Annotated in this window: 22 protein-coding genes; 8 read left to right on the plus strand and 14 right to left on the minus strand. The window is 64.4% G+C overall.

The window, feature by feature from the left end; translation table 11 throughout:
- Positions 1 to 14: 14 nt before the first annotated feature.
- The 7 genes from MUO32_RS03235 to MUO32_RS03265 form a co-directional block, all read right to left on the minus strand.
- Positions 15 to 929 (minus strand): sugar phosphate isomerase/epimerase, encoded by a 915-nt coding sequence (locus tag MUO32_RS03235; protein ID WP_069061958.1) that lies wholly within the window; start codon positions 927 to 929, stop codon positions 15 to 17.
- A 22-nt stretch (positions 930 to 951) separates the two neighbouring features.
- Positions 952 to 2,046, minus strand: coding sequence for a Gfo/Idh/MocA family protein (locus MUO32_RS03240; RefSeq protein WP_257946790.1), 1,095 nt, complete (start codon positions 2,044 to 2,046; stop codon positions 952 to 954).
- 26 nt (positions 2,047 to 2,072) lie between these two features.
- Positions 2,073 to 3,131: an ABC transporter ATP-binding protein gene (locus tag MUO32_RS03245; protein WP_257946791.1), complete on the minus strand. Its 1,059-nt coding sequence runs from the start codon at positions 3,129 to 3,131 to the stop codon at positions 2,073 to 2,075.
- A gap of 2 nt (positions 3,132 to 3,133) precedes the next feature.
- Positions 3,134 to 4,228, minus strand: coding sequence for an ABC transporter ATP-binding protein (locus MUO32_RS03250; protein WP_257946792.1), 1,095 nt, complete (start codon positions 4,226 to 4,228; stop codon positions 3,134 to 3,136).
- Positions 4,229 to 4,231: 3 nt separating this feature from the next.
- A complete protein-coding gene (locus tag MUO32_RS03255; RefSeq protein WP_374708596.1) occupies positions 4,232 to 5,092 on the minus strand; it encodes a carbohydrate ABC transporter permease in 861 nt (286 codons plus the stop codon).
- Positions 5,093 to 5,184: 92 nt separating this feature from the next.
- A complete protein-coding gene (locus MUO32_RS03260) occupies positions 5,185 to 6,045 on the minus strand; it encodes a carbohydrate ABC transporter permease (RefSeq protein ID WP_257946794.1) in 861 nt (286 codons plus the stop codon).
- Positions 6,046 to 6,122: 77 nt separating this feature from the next.
- A complete protein-coding gene (locus MUO32_RS03265) occupies positions 6,123 to 7,739 on the minus strand; it encodes an extracellular solute-binding protein (RefSeq protein WP_257946795.1) in 1,617 nt (538 codons plus the stop codon).
- Between the two features lie 285 nt (positions 7,740 to 8,024).
- On the opposite strand from MUO32_RS03265, the gene MUO32_RS03270 reads away from it, so the two are divergent.
- The 8 genes from MUO32_RS03270 to MUO32_RS03305 all read left to right on the plus strand — a co-directional run bounded on the left by MUO32_RS03270 (position 8,025) and on the right by MUO32_RS03305 (position 16,105).
- The gene (locus MUO32_RS03270; protein ID WP_257946796.1) at positions 8,025 to 9,044 is read left to right on the plus strand and encodes a LacI family DNA-binding transcriptional regulator; all 1,020 of its coding nucleotides are present in this window, start codon (positions 8,025 to 8,027) and stop codon (positions 9,042 to 9,044) included.
- Positions 9,045 to 9,227: 183 nt separating this feature from the next.
- The gene (locus tag MUO32_RS03275) at positions 9,228 to 9,413 is read left to right on the plus strand and encodes a hypothetical protein (RefSeq protein WP_257946797.1); all 186 of its coding nucleotides are present in this window, start codon (positions 9,228 to 9,230) and stop codon (positions 9,411 to 9,413) included.
- 84 nt (positions 9,414 to 9,497) lie between these two features.
- A complete protein-coding gene (locus MUO32_RS03280; RefSeq protein ID WP_257946798.1) occupies positions 9,498 to 10,574 on the plus strand; it encodes a hypothetical protein in 1,077 nt (358 codons plus the stop codon).
- Positions 10,575 to 10,581: 7 nt separating this feature from the next.
- Entirely contained in the window at positions 10,582 to 12,513 is a 1,932-nt protein-coding gene (asnB, locus tag MUO32_RS03285) for an asparagine synthase (glutamine-hydrolyzing) (RefSeq protein ID WP_257946799.1), read from the plus strand.
- An 18-nt stretch (positions 12,514 to 12,531) separates the two neighbouring features.
- A complete protein-coding gene (locus MUO32_RS03290; protein ID WP_257946800.1) occupies positions 12,532 to 12,786 on the plus strand; it encodes an acyl carrier protein in 255 nt (84 codons plus the stop codon).
- Between the two features lie 12 nt (positions 12,787 to 12,798).
- Entirely contained in the window at positions 12,799 to 14,319 is a 1,521-nt protein-coding gene (locus MUO32_RS03295) for a class I adenylate-forming enzyme family protein (RefSeq protein ID WP_257946801.1), read from the plus strand.
- Positions 14,319 to 15,287, plus strand: coding sequence for an NAD(+) synthase (gene nadE / locus MUO32_RS03300; protein WP_257946802.1), 969 nt, complete (start codon positions 14,319 to 14,321; stop codon positions 15,285 to 15,287). Before MUO32_RS03295 ends, nadE begins: the two co-directional genes overlap by 1 nt.
- Positions 15,288 to 15,343: 56 nt before the next feature.
- Positions 15,344 to 16,105 (plus strand): LuxR C-terminal-related transcriptional regulator, encoded by a 762-nt coding sequence (locus MUO32_RS03305; RefSeq protein ID WP_257946803.1) that lies wholly within the window; start codon positions 15,344 to 15,346, stop codon positions 16,103 to 16,105.
- Here MUO32_RS03305 and MUO32_RS03310 read toward each other — a convergent pair.
- From MUO32_RS03310 to MUO32_RS03340, 7 genes are all read right to left on the minus strand, one after another.
- Positions 16,094 to 17,188, minus strand: coding sequence for a polyamine ABC transporter substrate-binding protein (locus tag MUO32_RS03310; RefSeq protein ID WP_257946804.1), 1,095 nt, complete (start codon positions 17,186 to 17,188; stop codon positions 16,094 to 16,096). The two genes, MUO32_RS03305 and MUO32_RS03310, sit on opposite strands and share 12 nt — an antisense overlap.
- Positions 17,189 to 17,199: 11 nt before the next feature.
- On the minus strand, positions 17,200 to 18,312 hold the full coding sequence (aguA, locus tag MUO32_RS03315; RefSeq protein ID WP_257946805.1) for an agmatine deiminase: 1,113 nt from the start codon (positions 18,310 to 18,312) through the stop codon (positions 17,200 to 17,202).
- A gap of 79 nt (positions 18,313 to 18,391) precedes the next feature.
- Entirely contained in the window at positions 18,392 to 20,116 is a 1,725-nt protein-coding gene (locus tag MUO32_RS03320; RefSeq protein WP_257946806.1) for a biotin carboxylase N-terminal domain-containing protein, read from the minus strand.
- 10 nt (positions 20,117 to 20,126) lie between these two features.
- Positions 20,127 to 21,719, minus strand: a complete 1,593-nt coding sequence (locus MUO32_RS03325) for a 5-oxoprolinase/urea amidolyase family protein (protein ID WP_257946807.1) — start codon at positions 21,717 to 21,719, stop codon at positions 20,127 to 20,129.
- A gap of 7 nt (positions 21,720 to 21,726) precedes the next feature.
- Complete coding sequence (locus tag MUO32_RS03330) at positions 21,727 to 22,536, minus strand: putative hydro-lyase (protein WP_257946808.1); 810 nt, start codon at positions 22,534 to 22,536, stop codon at positions 21,727 to 21,729.
- A 9-nt stretch (positions 22,537 to 22,545) separates the two neighbouring features.
- Positions 22,546 to 23,313: a LamB/YcsF family protein gene (locus tag MUO32_RS03335; protein ID WP_257946809.1), complete on the minus strand. Its 768-nt coding sequence runs from the start codon at positions 23,311 to 23,313 to the stop codon at positions 22,546 to 22,548.
- An 11-nt stretch (positions 23,314 to 23,324) separates the two neighbouring features.
- A complete protein-coding gene (locus MUO32_RS03340; protein ID WP_257946810.1) occupies positions 23,325 to 24,581 on the minus strand; it encodes an NRAMP family divalent metal transporter in 1,257 nt (418 codons plus the stop codon).
- Between the last annotated feature and the right edge of the window lie 63 nt (positions 24,582 to 24,644).

Below are 24,644 nucleotides of genomic sequence, written 5' to 3' on the forward strand. Positions count from 1 at the left end.
CGGCCGCCGGATTGTCAAAGGCCCTGGGCGCGCAGCTTGCCGTCGAGGAATTTCTTGGCGCGCGGCACGTCGCTCTCGTCGAGATGCTCGATGATCATAGGGATGTTCGGGTGCTTCTCACTGAGGCGCTTGAGGTAAAGATCGTAGTTCAGCGAACCGAGGCCGGGGGCCGGCAGCTCGATTTCGCCGACGCCGCGGAAGGTGTGGCTTTCCAGCGCATCCGCATCGCCGATATCGGCATGCTTTTCCGACTTGTCGTCGCCGGACCGCTTCACGTCCTTGGCATGACCGATCTTGATCTTGTCGGCGAGCGTATCGAACACCTGGTTCAGGATCTGGTCCATGCGGTCGATATTGTGCGTCTCGAAATAGTTGGTCGGATCCATCAGCAGGCCGAGGCCGGGATGATCGACCTGCGCAAACATCTTGACGGTCTCCTCGACGGAGCCGACGACGTTGTTCACGTAGGTTTCGAGCAGGAAGACCGCGCCGTGGTCATAGGCATGCTGGGCGAGATCGGCGATGACCTTGCGGCATTCCTCGAAGCCTTCTTCCGTCTTGTTCTTCGGGTGATGCACCCAGTCGGATTCCGTGTTGTAGGTGCCGGTTTCCGAGATGACATAGGGCGTGCCGAGATGGCGCGCGTTACGGATGATTTCCTTGAGATAGCCGACGCGGCGCTCGCGCTCGGCCTTATCAGGATGGATGATGTTCGTGTAGCCCGAGATGCAGGAGATCGGCAGGTGGTGATCGCGGAAGGTCTCGCGGATCTTGACGCACTTGTCCTTGGTGATCTGGCCCGCCGAGAGATCGATATCCTTGAAGTGCATGTCGAGCTGCACGGTGTTGAAGTCGAGTGCCCGGATCTTCTTCGCCGTCTCTTCCAGCGCATAGGGGAAATAGCCGGTGAAAATACCTGTTTGCATCATGATGAGAATCCTCCCTCGTTATTCATGAATTGATGGAAATTTCGGAAAGCCTGACCGTGCGGCCCTCGTCGATCGACTTGTAGCCGGCCTCGACCAGCGCCACGGTCTTGACGTTATCGGCGACGGAGAGCGCCGGCGGCTCGCCGGATTTGACCGCATATTGCAGTTGCTCCATCACACCGACGAAGGCATGCGGGAACCACATCGTGTCCCAGGTCGGCGTGACCCACTTGCCGCCGGTCGTCGTCTTCGAGGCATAGGTCAACGTCGAGGGCGAACCGTCGGGCCAGCCGATGGTGCCCTGTGCAACGCCGTCCGTGCCTTCGACGCGCCACTTGATGTAGATGTCGCTGTCGAAACCCTCTTCGCGCGGGCCGGACCACACGTCCTCCATGGAAACAGCCATGACGCCGCTCGGGAAGGTGAGCGTCGAGACGGTGATGCCGTCCTTGTGGGCGAATGTCGTGCGCGGATCGGTCCGCGTCAGCGTCGTGATCGTCTCGGGGTCGCCGAACAGGAAGCGCAGCACGTCGAGATGGTGCACGCTCATGTTGGACAGTGTCAGCCGGTCATAGTCTTCGAGGAAGGTCTGCCAGTGCGGAATGGCGCGCATCTCGATCGTCGCCATGACAGGCGCGCCAAGTTCACCTTTGTCGAGGATCTGCTTGAGCACGCGCATGGACTGGTCGTAGCGCATGTTCTGGTTGACCGAGAGGATCTTGCCGGCCTTGGCTGCGGCATCGCGCAACTCGATGGCGTCCTCCAGCGTCAGCGCCAGCGGCTTCTGCGCGAGGATACCCTTGATATGCGGTTGTGCGAGCGCCTTGCGGATCAGCTCCGGCTGCTGGTCCGGCGGGAAGGCGATGTCGAGAATGTCGATGGCGGGATCAGCGATCAGCGCGTCCGGCGTGTCGTGCACGGTCGCAATGCCCCAGCGCTCGGCAACGGCCGCGGCCTTGTCCTTCGTGCGCGAGGCGATGGCGACGACCGGAAAGCCGGCCTCCTTGTAGGCCGCCAGATGGCATTCCGCCATGATCATGCCGGCGCCGATGCAGCCGATCTTGTACTCCCGCACCCGCACCTGCGGATCGGGTGCAAAACCCCTGGCTTCGCTCATGGTAACCTCCCGTTTGATATGCTCGTTCACAGGCTGACGGCCTCCCCCGCCTGATTGAAGAAATGCGCCTTGATCGGATTGCAGCTGAGTGCCACCGCACTTTCCAGCCGTATATCCGGCTGGCCACGCATCAGCGCCTTCAATTTTTCCGCCCCGGTATCGACCGTGACCACGGTGTAGCCGCCGAGCGGTTCGATCTCGTAGACCGTGGCCGGCCGCCCCGGACGCGCATCGTTCCACGGCTCGACCTTGAGGTCTTCCGGGCGCACGCCGACATGTGCGGCACCATCCGGAACGGCCTCGAGCGGCAGACTGATCGTGCCGTCCGCCATTTCCAGCGCCTTGCCGCGCACCGCGGGCAGGATGTTCATCATGGGGGCGCCAAGCAGACGGGCGACATAACGGCTGACCGGCGTATCGTAGATGGCGGTCGGCGAACCGATCTGGCGGATCTCGCCCTCTTCCATGATCGCCATACGGTCGGCGATCGACATGGCCTCTTCCTGGTCGTGCGTGACATAGATCAGCGTCTGGCCGAGATCACGCTGGATGCGTTTCAGCTCCACGCGGGTTTCCTCGCGCAGCCGCGCATCGAGCGCCGAAATCGGATCGTCCATGAGATAGGCGACGGGATCGCGCACGAGTGCGCGCGCAATCGCCACGCGCTGACGCTCGCCACCGGAAAGCTGCGCCGGCGGCTTGTGCAGCAGGTGGGAAATATGAAGCTTCGCTGCGACGGCCTCGACGCGGGCGCGGATCTTGTCCTCCGGCACCTTGCGCTCGACGAGCGGGAAGCGGACGTTCTCGCCCGCCGTCATATGCGGAAAGAGCGCGAGGTTCTGGAACACCATCGCCACGTTGCGGTCGGCAGGCGAGATGCGGTTGACCGGCTTGCCACCGATCAGGATCTCGCCTTCGTCCGGCGTCTCCAGTCCCAGGATCAGCTTCAGCACGGTGGATTTTCCAGAGAGCGGCGGTCCGAAGAAACAGAAAAACTCGCCCGGCTGGATATCGAAGCTCGCATTGTTGACGGCGAGGGTCTTGCCGAAACGCTTCGTGACATTGCGGAAGGAAATACCGGCCATGCTCAAACCTCCCGGATCGCGACGCCGGTCGCGGCATCGAACATACGGGCAAAGCGCGGTTCGACGGCGACATGGACGGTCTCGCCTGTCTGGACGGCGATATCATTGTCGAACACGGCTTTCACCCTCTGCTCCCCGTCGCCGAAGTGAACGACGGTGCGCGCGCCGATGCGCTCGATGAAGGTGACGGGCATGGCAAGTCCCTGCCCCGCTGTTGCCAGCACCACACGCTCCGGGCGGAAGCCATAGACGACCTCACGCACGCCGTTTGTCCGCGCCACGGCAGAGAGCGCGGGATCGAGCGGCGCGGTCACACCGAGCGCACCGAGATCGATCACCAGGCCGCGGTCGCTATCGGCAAGCGTGCCCTTGAGCAGGTTCATGCCCGGCGAGCCGATGAAATCGGCAACGAACAGATTGACGGGGTCGTTATAGACCTCCAGCGGCGTACCGACCTGCTGCAAAACGCCGTGATCCATGACGGCGATGCGGTCCGCCATGGTCATCGCTTCGAGCTGGTCGTGCGTGACATAGACCATGGTCTGGCGGAACTGGCGCTGGAGATGCTTGAGCTCGGTGCGCATGACGGCGCGGAAGGCCGCGTCGACGTTGGAAAGCGGCTCGTCCAGCAGGAAGATCGCCGGTTCCACGATGGCCGAGCGGCCGATCGCCAGGCGCTGGAGGATATTGACCGAGAGCTTGGCCGAGGGCTTGTCGAGCATCGGCGTCAGCTGCAGGAAATCGGCCATCGCCTTGACGCGACGGTCGGTTTCGGATGCGGAGGTCCCACGCACTTTCAGGCCGTAGGCCAGATTGTCGTAGACGTTCATATGGGTAAAGATCGCGTAGTTCTGGAACACGAAGCCGACGCCGCGCCGGCCCATGGCGACGCCGTTCATGTCGCGGCCGTCGAAGGTGATGCGCCCCCCGCTCGGCTGCTCCATGCCGGCGATCATGTTCATGGTCGTGGACTTGCCGCAGCCGGACGGGCCGAGCAGCGCCATGAACTCGCCGTCGCGGATTTCGAGATCCATCGTCTTCAGCGCCGTGAAGGCCCCGAAACGCTTGACCAGGTTTTCAAGGTGGATGGCGGTCATGGCTCAAGCCTCCTTCGCCGCATTCATGCGGCTGATGGCAAGCGATACGAGAATGGAAAGCGCGATCAGGATGACGAGCGCGATAGCTGCGACATAGCCCCAGATCAGATCCTGCTGCGTCACCTTGTAGATATAGACGGAGATGGTTTCCGTCGCGACACCCGGCCCGCCGCCCGTCATGATGTAGAGCGTGTCGAAGATCTTGAAGTTCTCGATGACGCGGATCGACAGCGCGATGATGATGATCGTCTTCATCTTCGGCATGACGATGGTGCGGAAGCGCTGCGACCAGCTCGCGCCGAGCAGTGTCGCGGCGCGCATCTGATCCTCAGGCACGCCGACGAGCCCGGCGAGCAGAATGAGGAACATCAGCGGCGTCCACTGCCAGATATCGGCGATCATCACGGCGATCAGCGCCGTACCGGGGCTCGACAGCCAGGCGAGCGCGAAGGGGCGGCCGATCAGCGTCGAGACGATGTCGTTCACCGGCCCGCCGGACTGGAACAGCATGAAGAACATGTAGCCGGCGACGGCGGGCACGACCATCATGGGAATGAGCATGACGGAATAGAACAGGCGCTTGCCAACGAAATTGTCCATGAAGAGGATGGCAAGGCCGAGACCCAGCAGGAATTCGGCCGGCACGCAGATCGCCATAACCAGCGCCGTGCGACCTAGGGCATCCCAGAAGCGGCTATCGGCTGCAAGGTCGGTATAGTTGGCGAAGTTGTTCCACAGTTCATAGGCCTGCCACCAGCCGATGCCGTCGAGCGGCGACCAGTCGGTGAGGCTGATATAGAGCTGCATCAAGAGCGGAAAGACCGCGATGAAGAGCACCAGCAACTGGGCCGGCAGCGTCAGCATCAGGCCAAGGCGGCGTCCACCGTCCTCGATGCGGGTCTCGGGCGTCGAACGGTCGCCGGTCACGGAGAGTTTCTCCTCGGTTGCGAGCATGCTCATTGCTTGAGCGCTCCGAAGGTCAGACCGCGCACCAGATGCTTCTGGATGGCGATGCCCATGATGACAGGCGGGACGGCGGCGATCAGGCCGAGTGCGGCCTTGGCGCCATAAAGCTGGCCGGTCATGGAGGACGACAGCGAAGCCATGTAGACCGGGATGGTCACCCATTCGCGCGTCGTCAGAAGCAGCGCGATGAGATAGTCCGACCAGTTCAGGATGAAGACGAAAAGCGCGGAGCTGGCGAGTGCCGGGCGCATCATCGGCAGCGTGATCTTCATGAAGACGCGCAGGCGCGAGCAGCCTTCGACCAGCGCCGCATCCTCGATTTCGCGCGGCATGTCGTCGAAGAAGGTCTTCATCAGCCAGAAGGCGAAGGGCAGCGTGACGATGCCGTAGATCAGGGCCAGCCCCCACCAGGTATCGACGAGGCCGAAGAAGGCCCACATGATCATGACGGGGATCATGACCGCCATCGGCGGAAAAAGCCGGAGCTGGATGAGCGCGAGCGGCAGGTTCTGCCCCGAACCGAAGCGCGACAGGCCATAGGCGCCGGCCGTGCCCGCCGTCATGGCGATCAGCGTGCCGAAGACGGCGGAGAGCAACGACGCCAGGATAGGCTTTCCGGCGGTGCGGTCGAGCGCGACGATGAGGTCGGAGGTCGAAGTGCCGAAGATGAAGCGGAAGTTGTCGAGCGTCGGGCTCTTCGGCCACCAGGTCAGGTCGGCGCCGGCGGCAGACCATTCGGCAATCGGCTTGAAGGCCATCGAGGCCATCCAGAGCGTCGGGATGAGCGTGACCGCCAGCGCCAGAAGAATGGCGGTGTAGCGGAAGATCTCGAAGGTCAGCGAGCGGTTCATGATCGCAAAGGTCACTTGTCGAAAACAGGAAGAAGGCGCCGGGCGAACAGGCCGCCCGGCGATCGGGTCATGCCGGCTCAGCCGGCCAGCGGATCGAGCACCGTCGGCCACGCCTGCTTGTTCGACTTGATGGCTTCGAGCAGCTTGTCCTCACCCGTGCGTCGCGCGATGCGCTGCCATTGCTTCTCGGTATCGGCCATCGCCTCCTCCGGCGTCTTCGCCTTGGTCAGCGCTGCCATGAGGTTTTCATCGAGCGCGTTGTGGAATGCGGTCGCGCCCGGATAGTTGATCGACGGCACGGTTCGCGCCACCGTCTCCCGCACCACGTCCATGTGGTAGTCATGATAGGTCTGGCGCACCAGCGGATCGGCGAAGTTCGACAGCTGGAACGGGTCGAAATAGCCGCCCGGATTGGCCGTCATCCAAGAATAGATGCGGCTGGAACCCAGCCATTGCAGCAGCAGGTAGCAGACCTCGGGATGTTTGCTCTGCGCCGAGACCGACGCCGAGAGGTTGAGCCACAGGACAGAGCGGCTGACGAGCTGGCCGCCGACATCGCGGCCGGGCGGCAGCATGGAACCGATCTTGCCGGTGACCTTGGAGCCCTCGTTCGCCTTGTTGTCGAGGAACTTCGGCAGGTTCGAGAAGGCGCAGGTCATCGCAGCACCACCCGAGGCGAAATTGCCGTACTGTTCCGGCCAGCCCCAGGAAATCGCATCCGGCGAATGGTGGCTGAGCGTTTCGACATATTCCTGCGTGGCGAGATAGCCGGCCTCGGAATTGATCAGGGCCTTGCCGTCGTCGCCGAACAGGAACTGGTTGGGCGAGCCCATCGAGACGAAGCGCTGATACCAGTTGGTATAGCCCCAGCCCTGGTTGCGCAGGTCGGTCGAGCCGAACAGACCCTTGTCCGGGCGGTGGAAGAAGGCCGCGACGTCGGCATGTTCCTTCCAGGTGCGCGGCGGTGCGAGCGCATAGCCGTATTTGTCGGAAAAGGCTTTCTTCTCGGTCTCGTCGTTGAACAGATCGGTGCGGTAGTTCCAGGTCTGGAAGTCGCCGTCGAGCGACACGCCGTAGGTCGAGCCACGATACTGGTTGAGAAGCGACACACCCTTGGCACCGTTGACGTAACCACGCTCCGGATCGTCCCATTCGGGCTTGTGGGTCGCGACATAGTCGTCGAGCTTGATGATGCCGGCCGTCTCGGCGAGATCGCCCAGACGGTTCCACTCCACCGCATAGATGTCGAACGCCCCACCCTTGGTGGAGATGTCCTGCATCGTCTTGGTGAATTCCTGGCCGTTCGGCACGCCGACAATGTCGAGCGTGATGCCGGTTTCCTTTTCCCACAGCTCCTTGATGGAAGGCGCGCCGGCCGGAAAGGCCTGCGTCAGCTGGCCGATCGATCCATCGGAAAGGCCGAGCACGATGCGCTCCGGCGCCTTGCCGGCGGCCTTCAGCGCCTTGGCGGCCTCGACGGCGCGGCCTTCCGGCGTGTCGGCGCCATACTGGTAACGCTCGGCGCCTTCAAATCCGGTCGGACCGCCGATCATGCCGGGCGCGAGCGCGTCGGCCGCAAAGGCCCGGCCCGGACGGATGAACTGCGGTGCGATACCGATGGCAGCAGTCAATGCAAATGTCTTCGCGCCGGCTGCCAGAAGGCCACGGCGCGAGACCGTCAGAATCTCGCTCATTGATGTTCTCCTCCATGCCGAGAGGTCTCCTCACCCGTCAGCGTGATGAGTAATGGTCGCCGCAATGATGCATGTCAACATCAAAAGCAATCATATTGCATCTTTTATCGACCTCAATTAGGTATCGAGTGATGAACCATATCGCCAACTGACGGGAAATGATGAGGTTTCTAGGTATCACTCCTGTGGTTTTTTGAGGAAAAGCCATTCGAAATATGCGCACCACCTTGTATTTGGCCCGCAGAGAAATACATCATTTCCCATCATTTCGTGAAAGGACAGGCTTTGCGCTCGACATTGATGGACATTGCCCGTGAAGCCGGGGTCTCGCCGGCGACGGTGGACAGGGTCCTCAACAATCGCATGGGGGTGCGCGAAAGAACCCGCGACGCCGTGCTTGAGACCGCGCGGAAACTCGGCTACCTCGCCACGCCCTTTTCCGAGACGCTGCAAACGTCCGGAAAAATCCGGCTCGATTTCGTCCTGCCGGCCGGCACGAACACCTTCATAGCCAATCTCCTCACGCAGATCGTCAACCAGGGCGCCCTTCAGGAAGACCTCGACATCCGGATCCAGTCTATCGAAGGCTTCAATCCGGATACGCTTGCCCGCACGCTGCATGCGCTGGTCGGCGTGACGCAGGGCGTCGGCGTGATTGCCCTCGACCATCCGACGGTGCGCGAGGCCATGCGCGCACTCTCGCTGTCCGGCGTGCCGATTGTCACCCTCGCCTCCGATATCCTTCATGTCCCGCGTGCCGGCTATGTGGGCATCGACAACCGGGCGGCGGGACGGCTTGCCGGCTATCTGCTCGGCCGGTTTCTCGGCGGCGGCACCAAGCGCAAGATTGCGCTGTTTGCCGGCTCGCTCTCCTATCGTGGCCACGAAGAGCGCGAGATGGGCTTTCGCCACGTCATTATGGAAGAATTCCGCGATCTCGATATCGTCGAGCTGCGCGAAGTCCGCGACGACCGGCAGCGCGCCTATGAGGAAGCGGTCGCGCTGTTCAAGCGCCACCCCGATCTCTCCGGCATCTACAATATCGGCGCCGGCAATGCCGGGATCGGGCAAGCATTGCACGAAGCCGGCATGGCATCCTCCGTCATCTTCGTCGGTCACGAACTGACGGAGAGCACCAAGCGTTTTCTTCTCGACGGCACCATCGATGCCGTCATCGACCAAAACCCGCGGGTGGAGGCACGCGAAGCGATCTCGGTACTGAAGAACACGATCCTCGGCCAGAAATTCGAACACCACCCGCCGCGGCTTCAGGTCATCTTCCGAGAAAACATCCCGGAATCCTGAGATTCATGAAGGAAGACCTGAGCGCCAGCCGGCTCTCGTCAGCGCGACTGGTATTTTTGCCGCTGTTGGTATTGCCAATTTGTTGGGCGTCAGGATCGGCGGCATGACGGCCTGCGCCGCTATCTCGGCAAGCCTATCGCCGCCCCCAAAGCGGCCACCTACCGACCAGCGATCGTGCTAACCGTGATAGCCGCACGCTACACCGTCGGCGGTTCGCCCTTCACCCTGCGCGCAGCCGAATGGTTCATCCTCTTCTCGAAGGCGGTTCTGGCGATGCTCAAGCCGCAGAATATCGAAGATGCCGCCCCAGGCGGCGGCGCTTTTCCATTCTTGACCCTTTCTTCATGCTCCTCACGTAAGGAAAACTGACGGCAATTCTTCGCCGGGAGCCGAAATGGGGCAGGTTCTGAGTGGGTCGCAATGGCGAGTGTACGTTCATTTGAGGCAGGGGATGTGGATGCGGTCGCGGATCTCTTCCAGCGACTGCTGCGCAAGAGCGGTCAGCCGGCAAACGACGACCTGAAGGCCTACATCCACACCCTCTTCCTCGACGGCGCCAACCGCGACGCCGGCCTTTTCTCGCGCGTGCATGTGCGCACCGACGGCACCGTCTCCGGTTTCCTCGGCGTGTTGCCCGTCGAGATGCAGTTCGAAGGGCGGCGCCTGCTGGCCGCCAATTGCGGCACCTTTGCCTGCGACGACCGCGACAGCGACCCCTTTGCCGGCGCGCGCCTCCTGCGCGACGTGCTCTCGGGCCCGCAGGACCTGTCCTTTAGCGAGACCTCGAACGACATATCCACCGACATGTGGCGGACGATGCGCGCGGGCGTGCTCGCCTCCTACAGCCTGGAATGGCTGCGTATTCTCAAACCCGCCGCCTTCGCGCTGGAAGCGGTAGCCGGGAAAGTTTCGGCCGCGCGCCTCTTGTCGCCCGTCGCGAAACTTGGCGATGCCATCCTGTGCCGGCGCGGCGGCAAGCAGACCTGGTCGCACTATGCGCCGCTTGCCGGCAAGGCCGATGCCTTCGCGGCGACACCCGCCGACAACGCCGAGTTCGCCGCCCTCGGCGTTGAGCTTGTCGCCCAGTTTCCCCTGCGTCCCGCCTGGGACCAGCCCACGCTCGAGGCCATGCTGAAACACGCCGAGCGCAAGGCGCTGCATGGCGAGCGCATCCAGCACATCGTGCGTGCGCGATCCGGCAAGCCTGTCGGCCTCTATCTCTATTACGGCAATCCCGGCGGCATCGGCCGCGCCGTGCAGGTGATGGCGGCACCGGGACAGGAAGCGATCGTCATCGACTGCCTTATCCGCAATGCCCATGAACGCGGCCTCGTCGCCGTCAGGGGCCGCACGCAGCCGCAGCTGTTGCAGGCGATGATCGGCAAGAAATGCGCTTTCCTGCACACGTCCTCGACCGTCGTGCACGCCCGCGACCCCGCCATTCTCGCCGCGCTGACGCACGGCCAGCCCTTCCTCAATGGCCTTGCCGGCGAGGGCTGGACGCGCCTCATCGGCGACCGCTTCGGATAGGTCGGCCATGTGCGGGATCGCCGGATATCACGGGGGGAATTTTTCACCCGAGCGGGCCGCGGACGCTCTCGCCCGCATGGTCGCGGCGCTCCGCCATCGCGGGCCGGATGCCGAAGGCGTTCTTGTCAGAGGCGATACCGGTCTGGCCCACACCCGCCTTTCCATCGTCGGCCTTGCCGACGGCGCCCAGCCGATGGAAACGGAAGACGCATCGCTCGCCGTCTCCTTCAACGGCGAGATCTTCAACTATGTGGAACTGCGCGCGGACCTTGCAGCCCGCGGCCACCGCTTCCGCACGACCTCCGACACCGAAGTGCTGCTGAAGGCCTATGAGGCGCGGGGCATCGACTGCCTGCAGGATTTCAACGGCGATTTCGCCTTTGCCCTCTACGATGCGCGCAACCGCACGCTGCTTTTGGCGCGCGATCGCATGGGCGTTCGCCCCCTCTTCTATACCGAGCACGAGGGCGCGCTGTTTTTCGCCTCGGAAATCAAGGCGCTGCTGGCGCTCCCCGGCATGACGGCACAGATCGATCCGCTCGCGCTCGACCAGATCTTCACGCTCTGGTGCCCCATCCCACCCCGCACCGCCTACCGGGGCATCCATGAACTTCCACCCGGCCACATGATGCTCGTGCGAGACGGCGAGCGGACGATCCGACCATGGTGGCAGCTCTCCTTCCCCGATCGTGCCGACGTGCCGTCGGCTGGCCAAACGGGCGAGCAGGCCGAGGAACTGCGGGCACTGCTCTCGGACGCCACCCGCATCCGCCTGCGCGCCGACGTGCCGGTCGGCGCCTATCTCTCCGGCGGCCTCGATTCTTCGCTGATCGCAGCGCTGGCCGCCCGCACGGTTACCCATGGCCTGCGCACCTTCTCCCTGACCTTCCGCAGCGAGGAGCACGACGAAAGCGGCTGGCAGCGGCAGATGGCCGCGACGCTCGACGCCGAGACCGACAGTGTGGAATGCACGACGGCGGCGATTGCGGCCGGCATGCCCGAGGTGATGCGCCATATCGAATGCCCGATCCTGCGCACGGCGCCTGTGCCCCTTCATCTTCTCGCGGCGCGCGTGCGCGAGCGCGGCATGAAGGTCGTTCTGACCGGCGAGGGCGCGGACGAAATCTTTGCCGGCTACGATATCTTCCGCGAGGCGCGTGTCCGGCGCTTCTGCGGCCGCCAGCCCCTGTCCGCCCGCCGTCCCCGTCTCTTCCAGCGGCTCTATCCGTACCTGCCCGGCCTGCACCAGCAGACGCCGGAATATCTCGCGCGCTTCTTTGCCTTCGGCGCCGAGACGCTCGACGATCCGCTTTATTCCCACCGGCCCCGCTTCCGCTCGACGGCCGCGACCAAGCTGTTCTTCTCGGCCGAGCTGAAGGACACGCTCGGCGACTATGATGCGGCCGCCGACCTCGCCGCCCAGCTGCCGGCGGATTTCGGCCGCTGGCATCCGCTGCACCAGGCGCAGTATCTCGAAACCGCCTTTCTGCTGCCCGGCTACATCCTTTCCAGCCAGGGGGACAGGGTGATGATGGCGAATGCCGTGGAGGGACGTTTTCCCTTCCTCGATCATCGCGTCGTCGCCTTCGCCGCAAACCTCCCGCCCGAGACGAAGCTGCAGGGCCTGCGCGAAAAACACATTCTCAAGGAAGCCGCTCGCGGCCTCGTGCCCGAGGCGATCATCGATCGCCCGAAGCAGCCGTACCGCGCGCCGGACAGCGAAAGTTTCGCCGCGCCGGGCACGCCGGCCTATCTCGACGACGTTCTTTCGCCGGCGCGGCTTGCCGAAAACGGCCTCTTCAATGGCCCGGCCGTCGGAAAACTCAAGGAGAAAGTCGTCAAGGGACAGGCTAGCGGCTTTCGCGACAACGCCGCCTTCATCGGCATTCTTTCGACACAGCTTCTCGGCGCAGCAGCGCCATCGACACACCGCGCATAAAGGATCGGGATCCCAGACATGTCCGACGAAACCAGAACCGCCATCCGCGCCTTCATCGTGGAGAACTTCCTGTTCGGCGACGACAGCCAGCCGCTTGCCGCCGACCTCTCGCTGATCGACAACGACCTCATCGATTCCACCGGCATTCTCGAACTGGTCGGCTTTCTGGAGGAGCGTTTCGCCATCACCATCACGGATGCGGATATCGTGCCGGCCAATCTGGATACGATCGACCGCATTGCCGGCTTCATCGCCCGCAAACAGGCCGCCTGACGGCAGGCGGCGATGCGGATCGAGCACTATCTCCAGGCCAGCGCAGAGCGTGACGGCGCCAGGACGGCGATCGTCTCCGGCGAGACGCGGCTGAGCTACGACCGCCTGCTCGATCTGTCCCAACGCCTTGCGACGACGCTCCACGACCACGGCGCCGGTCGCGGCGAGCGTGTGCTCATTCTCCTCGACAACGGCTGGCGCACCGCCGTTGCCGTGCTGGCGACGTGGACGGCGGGTGCCGCGATCTGCCCTGTCAACCCCTCGACGAAAACCGAACGTCTCGCCGCCATCGCACGGGATTGCGATCCCGCCGTCGTCATCGTCGAAAACCGTCTGCAACGCCTCGTCGAGGAAAGCCCGGAACTTGCGGCACTCCCCCGCCTTGTCGTGGGCGAGGCCGGCTGCTTCGATGCCGCGCTTTCGGCCACTCCCTTCGCCCCGGCCGAGGATTTTCCCGACACCGATCTCGCCGCGCTCATCTACACCTCCGGCTCGACGGGTGCACCCAAGGGTGTGATGCACAGCCACGCCACGCTCGACGCCGCTGCCCGGTCGATCACCCGCTATCTCGAAAACACTGCTGCCGATATCCTGCTGGTCGTGCTGCCGCTGTCCTTCGGCTACGGGCTCAACCAGCTGGTGACGGCAATGCTGTGCGGCGCGACGCTCGTCATCGAAAAATCCTTCGCCTTCCCGCAGGCCGTCTTCGAGACGATCCGCAACGAACAGGTGACGGGGTTTCCGCTCGTGCCGGCCATGGCCGCGATGATGATGCAGGCGCGCGAACTCGACGCGTCGCTCTTTGCAAGCCTGCGCTACATCACCAGCGCAGCCGCGCCACTGCCGCTCGCCCATCTCGACTGGCTGCGCACCTTCCTGCCCCATGTCCGGATCTACTGCATGTACGGCCAGACCGAATGCACCCGTGCTACCTGGCTTGCGCCGGAAGCAATCGACGCGAAGCGAGGCTCGGTCGGCATCGCCATACCGGGCACCACCGCCACGGTGGTGGACGAGGCGGGCGAAACGGTTTTACCCGACACCGTCGGCGAGCTTGTCATCAGCGGGCCGCATGTGATGCTCGGCTATTGGCGCAACGCGGCGGCCACCAGCCGTGCGCTACGACCTGAGCCGCGCACCGGAGCTCTTCGCCTCCACACCGGCGATCTCTTCACGGCCGACGCCGACGGCTATCTGACCTTCGTTTCCCGCATGGACGACATCATCAAATCGCGCGGCGAGAAGGTCGCGCCGCAGGCGGTGGAAGAGGTGCTGTGCCGCATGCCCGATATTGCCGAGGCGCTGGTCTTCGGCGTGCCGCATGACGTGCTCGGGGAGGCTGTCAAAGCCGTCGTCGTCGCCTCGAATGCCGATCTCACGGAACGCGAAATCCAGCGCTTCTGCGCCCGTCACCTTGAAGACCACATGGTCCCGAAAATCATCGAATTTCGCGACAGCCTGCCCCGAACCGACAGCGGCAAGGCCAGCCGCCGCCTTGCCGCCTTGCCCGCCAACCCGACAGGATCGAAGTGATGACCCACACGCCCGCCTTTGCCCCGCTCGTGCTCGATCCCGCCGCCGAGGCGGAGCGCATCGCGCAATGGATGCGCGAACGGCTGCGGCTCGACCTGCGCAAGCGCGGCCTGGTACTCGGGTTGTCGGGCGGCATCGATTCCAGCCTCTCGGCGGCGCTGGCCGTCACGGCGGTCGGCGCGAAGAACGTCTTTGCCCTCTACATGCCGGAAAACGATTCCGATCCCGAAAGCCTGCGGCTCGGGCGCAGCGTCGCACAAACCTTCGGCATCGACAGCACGCTGGAGGATATCGGCCCGGCGCTCGCCGCCATGGGCTGCTATGAACGTCGCGACGCCGCCATTCGCGAGGCTGTGCCGGACTATGGAGATGGCTGGGCGTCCAAGATCGTCTTCGATAGCACGCTGACAACGGGCGGCTACAACATCTCCTCGCTCGTCGTGCGTTCGCCCGATGGCGAGATGCGCAAGGTGCGCCTGCCGGCCAGCGCCTATCTCGGTATCGTCGCAGCCACGAACATGAAGCAGCGCAGCCGCAAGCAGCTCGAATATTACCATGCCGACCGGCTGAATTTCGCCGTGATCGGCACGCCCAACCGGCTGGAATACGACCAGGGCTTCTTCGTAAAGAATGGCGACGGCGCGGCCGATATCAAGCCCATCGCCCATCTCTACAAATCGCAGGTCTACCAGCTTGCGGCCCATCTCGGCGTACCCGCCGAAATCCTCTCCCGCCCGCCGACGACCGACACCTATTCCCTGCCGCAGACACAGGAGGAATTCTATTTCGCCCTGCCCTATGACAAGATGGACATCTGCCTCTACGGGTTGAACCACGCATTGCCGGTCGAGGCTGTGGCGGCAGCGACCGGCCTTCGTTCAAGCCAGGTCGAACTGGTCTGGACGGACATAGCCGCAAAACGCAAGGTCGCCCGCTATCTTCACAGCCCGCCGCTCGTCATGGTGTGATCGCGCCGCGGGATAGGCCCGCTTGAATTCCCGGCTGCCCCGTCTATCCTGTTCCCATGCGTGCGAACCTCACCTTCGAACAACTCCAGCGCTGGAGCAGCGGCATCGCCTCTGCGGTGAGCGCCACGTTGCCCGAGGAGATTTCGGCCCATTTCACGGCCGGCGCGCGCGATCTCATCGCCTCGGATCAGGTCTATATCGGCCTCTATCTGCGCGACAGCGCCTCGATCACCATCTACGAGCGCGATCCCGATCACTGGAACCGCAACTACGACACCCGAAAATACCAGCAGGACCCGTTCTTCCGCCTCTTCGCCGGCTCGCGGCAGGATTTTCTGCTGCCGCTCTCCGCTCTGGACAAGGGCGATTTCCACACCAGCGCCTATTACCGTGACTTCTACGAACCGTCGGGCAGTTTCGACGAGATCACCGGCGTCTTCAATTTCGACCGCAATGCCGCCGGCTTCGTCACCTACCTGCGCCGGCGCGGTGCCCGCCCCTTCGGGGCCGAGGACGTGGCGACCGCCGAAGCCACCGCCGATGCGACCCGTATGGTGCTCGAACGGCTGTGGCGGCAATGGCGACCGCCTGGCGAAAACCAGCTGTCGCTTGGTGACCTCAGCGCACGCGAACGCCAGATCGCCGTCCTCCTCATCGACGGCGGCTGCGCAAAAACCATTTCGCGCGATCTCTCGATCTCGCCCGGCACCGTGCGCAACCACATCAAGACGGTCTACCGCAAGCTTGGCATCCACTCGCAGGTCGAGCTGATGGCCGCCGCGCGGGACGGCGGCCTTGCCCTTCCCTCACTGCCCTGAAACGACGCGCGTCCACATGCGGTTCTGCAGGCGGAGAAGCTTCGCGTCGTTCGTTTCCACCACGAAGAGTTTTGCCTTCACGTCGTCAGGCGGGAAGACACCGGGGTCCTTCGCCACCGCCTGGTCCATCAGCGGCAGCGATTCCGGAATGGGGTTGGCGTAGGAAACGTAGCTGGAATTGGCCGCCGCGATCTCGGGCCGCATGTTGAAGTCGATCCAGGCCAGTGCGTTTTCCGGATGCGGCGCGTCCTTCGGCACCACCATCGTGTCGAAGTTGATCAGCGTGCCCTCCTTCGGGATGGCATAGGCGATCTCCAGCTTCTTCTCGCTTTCGGCCGCACGCGCCTTCGCCTGCAAAATATCGCCCGACCAGCCGAGCACGACGCAGATATCGCCATTGGCGAGGTCGTTGATATAGCGCGAGGAATGGAAGTAGCGGATGTGCGGACGCACCTTCAGCAGCAATTCTTCCGCCTTGGCGATATCATCCGGGCTGGTCGAATGTGGATCGATGCCGAGATAATTCATCGCCATCGGGATGATTTCTGCGGGCGCATCGAGCATGGCGACGCCGCAATCGGCGAATTTTTCCACGATGGCAGGGTCGAAGACCATGGCGAAACTGTCGACAGGGGCGTCCCCCATGCGCTCCTTCACCGCCGCAACATTGTAGCCGATGCCGTCGGTGACGGACATATAGGGCACGGCAAAGACATTGCCCGGATCGGCGCCCGCGATCAGCGACAGCGCCTGCGGATCGAGCTTGCCGATATTTGCAAGCTTCGCCTTGTCGAGCGGCTGGAAGGCACCGGCCTTCACCTGATTTTTCAGGAACGGATAGGCCGAGGGATAGACGACGTCATAGCCCGCGCCGCCGGTCAGCATCTTGGTTTCCAGCACCTCGTTGCCGTCATAGACGTCGTAGACGACGCGGATGCCGGTTTCCTTCTCGAACTTTTCGGCCGTATCCGGCGCGATATAGTCCGACCAGTTGTAGACGTTGACGACCTTTTCCTCCTGCGCTTCGGCGCCGCCGATGGCAGCGAGCAAAGCGAGGACCGAGACGAGCGTTCTTCTGCGCATGGTGTTCTCCCTCAGGCTTTCGTCTGGCCGGCATAGACCGGCAGAGTGATGCAGGCGACATTGCCGCCGCCGAGCAGGATTTCGCGGGAATTCTCGATGCCGGTGATACGGTGTTCCGGGAAGAGTTCGGCGAGCTTGGCTTTCGCGGCGAGATCCAGCTTCTCGTCGTCGAACTGCGGCACGACGACGACGGAATTGCCGGGGTAGTAGTTGATATAAGTGGCCGCGATGCGGTTGCCGGCCGGACGTGCCCAGGTGCTGTCGACCTGATCGACGCCCGCCGCCTCCTCCGTCGTCATCTCGATTGGACGGGGGTGGAGGATACGGTGCACTTCGAGGCTGCGGCCACGCGCATCGCGGGCTGAACGCAGCACGTCCTCCACCTCGCGCACGATCTCGTACTGCGGATCGTCGCGCTCCTCCGTCCAACTCATCGCCACCACGCCCGGCCGTACGAAGCAGCAGACATCGTCGACATGACCGTCCGTCTCGTCGAAACAGAAGCCGCGCGGCAGCCAGATGACATGTTCCAGCCCGAGATAGTCCGAAAGCTGCTTTTCGACCTCCGCCTTGCCGAGATGGCCGTTGCGGTTGCGGTTGAGCAAGCACTGTTCCGTGGTGATCAGCGTGCCCTGACCGTCGCATTGCAGTCCGCCGCCCTCGGCGATCAGCGTCGAGCGGTAGCGGTCCAGGTTTTCGGTTTCGAGCACCTTGCGGGCGGCGAGATCGTCGAGGTTCCACGGCGCATAGAGGCCGCCGTCATTGCCGCCATAGGCATTGAAGGTCCAGTCGACGCCGCGCACCGCGCCGTGATCGTTGATGACGAAGTTCGGGCCGCTGTCGCGCAGCCAGGAATCGTCCGTCGACATTTCGACGAGGCGAACGTTTTCCGGCAGCATGGCGCGGGCATTCAGCCATTGGCGGGAGGAGACGGCGATCGTCACCGGCTCGCTCTCGGCGATCGCCGCCGCGACCCGCGCGAAAAGTTTTTGCGCGGGCTTGGCGCCGAGACGCCAGGTATCCGGCCGCTCCGGCCAGATCAGCCAGCAGCCGGCCTTCGGCTCGAATTCTCCCGGTGCGCGAAAACCGTCGGCCTTCGGCGTGCTTGCAAGCGTGCGTGCCATGTGTCCCCCAGATGAAAAGTCTGGGTGGATTAAGGCAAGCGCGGCCCTTTCGGGTCAATGTCCCATTTGGGATGGGTGATCAGCCCTCGAAGAGCATCAGCGTGTCGCCGGCCTGAAGATAATCGCCTTCCTTGACCCGCAGGCGCAGGCGGCCGGCCTTGGGGGCGAGTACCTGCGTTTCCATCTTCATGGCCTCCATCACCGCCACGAGTTCGCCCTCGGCAACCTCGGCGCCATCGGCGATCTTGAAGGCCTGCAGCGTGCCGGAAACAGGGGCGGCGATGCCGTCCTCGGCGGGTTTGCCGCTCCCGACGGACCCCGTGCCCTGCCCGGCCGCTCCCAGCCCCGCGAGCAGTATGCTCGGCAGTGCCAGCGAAACACGCTTGCCATCGATCTCGAGATGGGTGCGGATCAGAGTCGGATCGGTAGCCGGCTCTGGACGTGCCATCGCATCCGGCATGGCGGCGAAGTCGGTTTCGATCCAGCGGGTGTGCACCTTGAAGCCATCGGTTCCGATGAAGTCCTGGGTATCGATAGCGGCGCGGTGGAACGGCAGGACCGTCGCCACGCCCTCGATGCGGAATTCCTTCAGCGCCCGCCGGGCGCGGCGCAGCGCTTCCTCGCGCGTCGCACCGGTGACGATCAGCTTGGCCATCAGCGAGTCGAAGACGCCCGGAATGCTGGAACCGCTGACGACGCCGCTATCGACGCGTACGCCCGGTCCGGACGGCGGATCGAAAACGGTGATCATGCCCGGCGTCGGCAGGAAGCCGCGGCCGGGGTCCTCCGCATTGATGCGGAATTCGATGGAATGGCCGCGCGGGGCGGGCGTCTCGAGCAGGGTCAGCCGCTGGCCTTCGGCGACGCGGAACTGCTCGATGACGAGGTCGATGCCGGTCGTCTCTTCCGTGACGGGATGCTCCACCTGCAGGCGTGTGTTCACCTCGAGGAAAGAGATCGTGCCGTCCACGCCGAGCAGGAATTCCACCGTGCCTGCGCCGGAATAACCGGCGGCGGCGCAGATCGCCTTGGCGGCAGCGTGGATCGTCTCACGCTGTTCCAGCGAGAGGAAGGGTGCGGGCGCCTCCTCGATGAGCTTCTGGTTGCGGCGCTGCGCCGAGCAGTCACGGGTGCCGAGAACCAGAACATTGCCATGTTTGTCGGCGATGACCTGCGCCTCGATATGGCGCGGGCGGTCCAGGAAGCGTTCGAGGAAACATTCGCCACGGCCGAAGGCGACCGTCGCCTCGCGCACGGCGGATTCGTAGAGGTCGGCGACCTCCTCCATCTTCCAGGCGACCTTGATGCCGCGCCCGCCGCCGCCATGCGCCGCCTTGATGGCGACCGGCAGACCATGCTGTTCCGCGAAGGCGATCACTTCGGCGGCCGAAGACACCGGGCCATCGCTGCCGGCGACGAGCGGCGCGCCGACGCTCAGCGCGATGCGCCGGGCCTCGACCTTGTCACCGAGCGCCTCGATCACCTTCGGCTCGGGCCCGATCCAGGTCAGGCCGGCGTCCTGCACGGCCTTGGCGAACCGGGCGTTCTCCGACAGGAAGCCGTAGCCCGGATGCACCGCATCGGCGCCGGCGCGTTTTGCGATGGCGATCAGCTTTTCGATATCGAGATAGGTTTCCGCCGGGCGCACGCCGCCAAGGCCATAGGCCTCGTCGGCAAGCCGAACAAACAGCGCGTCCGCATCCGGGTCGGCATAGACGGCGACCGACTGGAGGCCGTGGTCACGGCAGGCGCGCAGGATACGCACGGCGATCTCGCCACGATTGGCAATCAGCACTTTCTTCATGGCATTGCTCCTAGCGGGTCGCGGCGATATCGGCGAAAGGGCCGACCGGGCGGAAACGGATTTTGGCGTTGATGGGAACCTGGCCGGCAAGATCCAGGTGGTATTCGGCGACCGCACCGATGACGGGATAGCCGCCGGTCAACGGATGGTCGGCGAGGAAGAGCACCGGCTGGCCGCTGTGCGGCACCTGGATGGCGCCCGTCGCCGTGCCCTCGCTTGGCAGCTCCGCGCTGTCCTTGCGCTCCAGCGGCACATCGCCGGCAAGGCGGATGCCGACGCGGCTCGATTGCGGCGTGACCTGCCAGAGCTGGCTCGTCAGCGTTTCCAGGCCCTTTTGCGTGAACCAGTCCGTGCGCGGGCCAAGCACCACGTCGAGTGTCACCACGTCACCGGCAGCGGGCAGGTCGAAGGCGGGAACTTCGTCGCAGGCAACGCTCGCCAGTCCGGCCGTTTCGCTCTTCAGGGCCAGCACGGTCCCGGCGATCACCAGCTCCGGACCGACGACGGCGAGCGTATCGGTCGCCGCACTGCCGAGAACCGGCACTACATCGAAACCGCCGCGCACGGCGAGATAGGCGCGCATGCCTTTTTTCGGATGGCCGATCGTGACGACGTCGCCCGGTTCCAGCGCGATCGGGCAATAGGGCTCGAAGTCCTGCACGCGACCCGCGCTGTCGCGCACCGTCACCGGACAGGTCGCGCCGGCAAGGCCGATGACGGCGCGGACACTGCTTTCGAAGGAGAAGCCGCCGAGCGTGAGTTCGAGGCCCGGCGTGTTCGCCGGATTGCCGACGATGCGGTTGACGGCGTTGAAGGTGCCGCGGTCGAGCGCACCGGAGGCGGAGACACCCTGTCCCGTCTGGCCGAACCGTCCGAGGTCCTGGAAGACAGCGGGCATCGGGGCAGCGAGCACCGTGAACTGCGGGGCATCAGCTGCAAGGATACGCTCCACCCGGGGAGCAGGCGCAGGAATGCTGACGGTCCTGCCCGCCTTCTCCATATCGAAGAAGCGCACGCGATAACCGGGCTGGAACAGCGCGCCGGGGTCGCGGTCGATATCCCACATCTTGATCGGCGTCGTGCCGATAATCTGCCAGCCGCCGGGGCTCGCTTGCGGATAGACCCCGCTGAAGGCGCCGGCGAGCGCGACGGAGCCGGCCGGGATGCGGGTGCGCGGGCTTTTGCGGCGCGGCACGTGAAGTGCCGTATCGCCGCCGACGAGGTAGCCGAAACCCGGGGCGAAACCGCAGAAGGCGACGGTGAATTCGCTTTCCGTGTGGCGGCGGACGGCCTCCTCGACGGAAAGGCCGGTCAATTCGGCGACATCGCCGAGATCCTCGCCGTCATAGCGCACGGGGATTTCGACGAGATGCTCCGACGGCGCGATCTTCGCCGAGAGGTCGCGGGTGCCGATGCGGCCCGCAAGGTCGGAAGCCGAAACCTTGTCCGGGCGGAAGCTGATCATCAGCGTGCGCGCGGCCGGCACCATCTCGGCGATGCCGTCGACGGGATCGGCCTGCAGCGAGGCGAAGAGCGCGAGCGTCTCGTCGAGATCGGCGAGTTCGACGAGGATGGTGGTCAGGCTGACGGGAAGAAAACGCATCGAAGCCTCACGCGTGATAGGCGGAATCGGGGACATCGGTGATGAACATGTGGCCCGGCGCATGGGTGATGGCGAAGGGCACGCCCGATGCCATCACGGCCGCCTGCGGAGTGACGCCGCAGGCCCAGAACACCGGCACTTCGCCCGGCTCGATGCGAACCGCATCGCCGAAATCCGGCTTAGCGAGATCGCCGATGCCGATTTCACCGGGCGCGCCGACATGAACGGGCGCACCATGCACGGCCGGGAAGCGGCCGGAAATGGTGGCGGCATCGGCAACGCGCGAGGCCGGGATCGGGCGCATGGAGACGACCATGTTGCCCTTGAGCCTGCCCGCCGGGCGGCAGGCCCTGTTCGTCAGGTACATCGGCACGTTGGTCCTGTCCGTCATGTGGCGGATCTCGATGCCCGCCTCCACCATCGGCGTCTCGAAGGTGAAGGAGCAGCCGATCAGGAAGGCGACGAGGTCGTCGCGCTCCGCCCAGGCGGCGGTGGCGTCAGGCGTTTCCTCGACGAGTTTTCCATCCCGCCAGATGCGGTACAGCGGCAGGTCGGTGCGAAGGTCGGCACCGGGCGCCAGAAGCGTCGTCGGCGAGCCCGGATCGGACACGTCGAGCACCGGGCAAGGCTTTGGGTTGCGTTGCGCATAGAGCAGGAAATCGAAGGCCCAGTCGCGCGGCAGCACGATCATGTTGGCCTGGGTGAAGCCGGGCGCGATGCCCGAGGTGGGCGCGACAAGCCCATCCCGGTAAGTGGACCGCGCCTTGCGGGCGGCCGTGGCATCGGCATGGTCCAGATAGGCGGTCGGGATCGTCATTATGTCACCTCACGCCTTGTCCACGAAGGAGCTGACAACAATGCCTTCCGCCTCGAAGCGGCGGCGGATTTCCTGGGCGATCGCAACGGCACCGGGGCTGTCGCCGTGCACGCAGATCGACTGCGCCTCGATGCGGATGGTGCTGCCGTCGATGGCTTCCAGCGTGCCCTCCCGGGCGAGCTGCACCATCCGGTCGGCGATTTTCTTCTCGTCATGCAGCACGGAACCGGCTTCACGGCGGGAAACGAGCTCCCCCTTAGGCGTATAGGCACGGTCGGCAAAGGCCTCCGCGACGACGGCAAGGCCGGACTTGCGGGCGAGATCGAGGATCGGCGCATTGGCAAGGCCCATCAGGACGAGCGAAGGATCGACCGCCTTGATACCGTCGATCACCGCCTGGCCCTGTTTCGCATCATAGGCGATGCGGTTGTAGAGCGCGCCATGCGGCTTGACGTAGCGCACCGTCGTGCCCGCCGCGGCGGCAACGCCCTTGATCGCACCGATCTGGTAGATCACGTCGGCGATCAGCTCTTCGGACGTGGCGTCCAGATCGCGGCGGCCAAAACCGACGCGGTCGGGATAGGAAACGTGGGCACCGATGACGACGCCGTTTGCCGCAGCCGCCTTCACCGTGCGAAAAATGCCGGCCGGATCGCCGGCATGGAAACCGCAGGCGATGTTGGCGGAGGAGACGACAGCGAGCATAGCCGCATCGTCGCCCATGCGCCAGGCGCCGTAGCTTTCGCCGAGATCGCTGTTGAGATCGATCGCTGTCATGGTCCCCTCCCCTATGCGCCGAGCAGGCTGAAGATGTTGCCGGCCGACTTGTAGCCCATATACCACGTCAGCGCGCAGGTCAGGACGCCGAGGATCAGCAGCCAGCGCGGATAGTGGTAGCCGTTCATCAGGTCGGGGCGCGCCCAGGCGGCATACATGAAGATCGAGAAACCGATCGGCAGGACGAGACCGTTGAGGCCGCCCACGAAGACCAGCATGGCAGCCGGCGGCGTGGTGATCAGGATGTAGCAGACCAGCGAGAAGGCGATGAAGGCGACGGTCGCGAGATTGCGCTGGCGCTCGGTCATGTCGGGCTTGAAGGCCGTCAGGAACGAGACGGACGTATAAGCCGCACCGATGATGCTGGTCATGGCCGAAGCGAGGAAGACGGCCCCGAACAGGCGGAAGCCGATATTGCCGGAGGCCGCATGGAAAGCCTGACCGGCGGGGTTCGCGGCCTGGCCGGAGAGGTCGATCACCACGCCGCTTGCGACAACGCCGAGGATGGCGAGGAAGAGGATGTAGCGCAGCACGCCCGTTATCGCGATGCCGCTGAAGGCCGCGCGGTTGATGGCACCGATGTTTTCGACGCCGGACGTGCCCTTGTCGAGCAGGCGATGTGCGCCGGCATAGGTGATGTAACCGCCGACCGTGCCGCCGACGATGGTGGTGATGGTGGCGAAGTCGATCGTATCGGGCAGGAAGGTTTGGCGGAAGGCTTCGGCGACCGGCGGGCCGGACGCAATGGCCGCATAGACGATCAGCGCCAGCTTGACGAAGGCGGCGACGATGACGACGCGGTCCATGGCAATGCCGGCGCGACGCGACAGGAAGATGCCGATGGCAGCCAGCGCGCCGATCGCCCCCCCGATCTTCGGGTCGAGATCGATCATCGCATTGAAGCCGAGGCCGGCGCCGCCGATATTGCCGATGTTGAAGAACAGGCCGCCGATGATGACGAGAACCGCGAGCAGATAGCCGGAGCCGGGAATCGCGGCATTGGCGATGGCCGGCGCGCGCATGCGCGTCACGGCGACGATGCGCCAGATGTTCGCCTGCACGACGAAGTCGATCAGGATGGAGACGAGGATGGCGAAGGCGAAGGCTGCACCAAGCTTGACGGTGAAATTGGCCGTCTGCGTGATGAAGCCCGGCCCGACAGCCGACATCGACATCAGGAACATGGCCGAAAGCAGGGCGCGGCGCTGGGTCGCCTTGTTTTGCGCCGGGGGTACGGCGTGGATTGCCGCAAGCTCGTTCTGCTGCATGGGTGTCCTCCCGGGTCTGCCGCCGTGCTGACGGTAGCTCATGGGGGAATATCATGCTCTGCT

It is taken from the genome of Shinella sp. CPCC 101442 (assembly GCF_024704725.1).
In the GTDB taxonomy this organism is placed as follows: Bacteria; Pseudomonadota; Alphaproteobacteria; order Rhizobiales; family Rhizobiaceae; genus Shinella.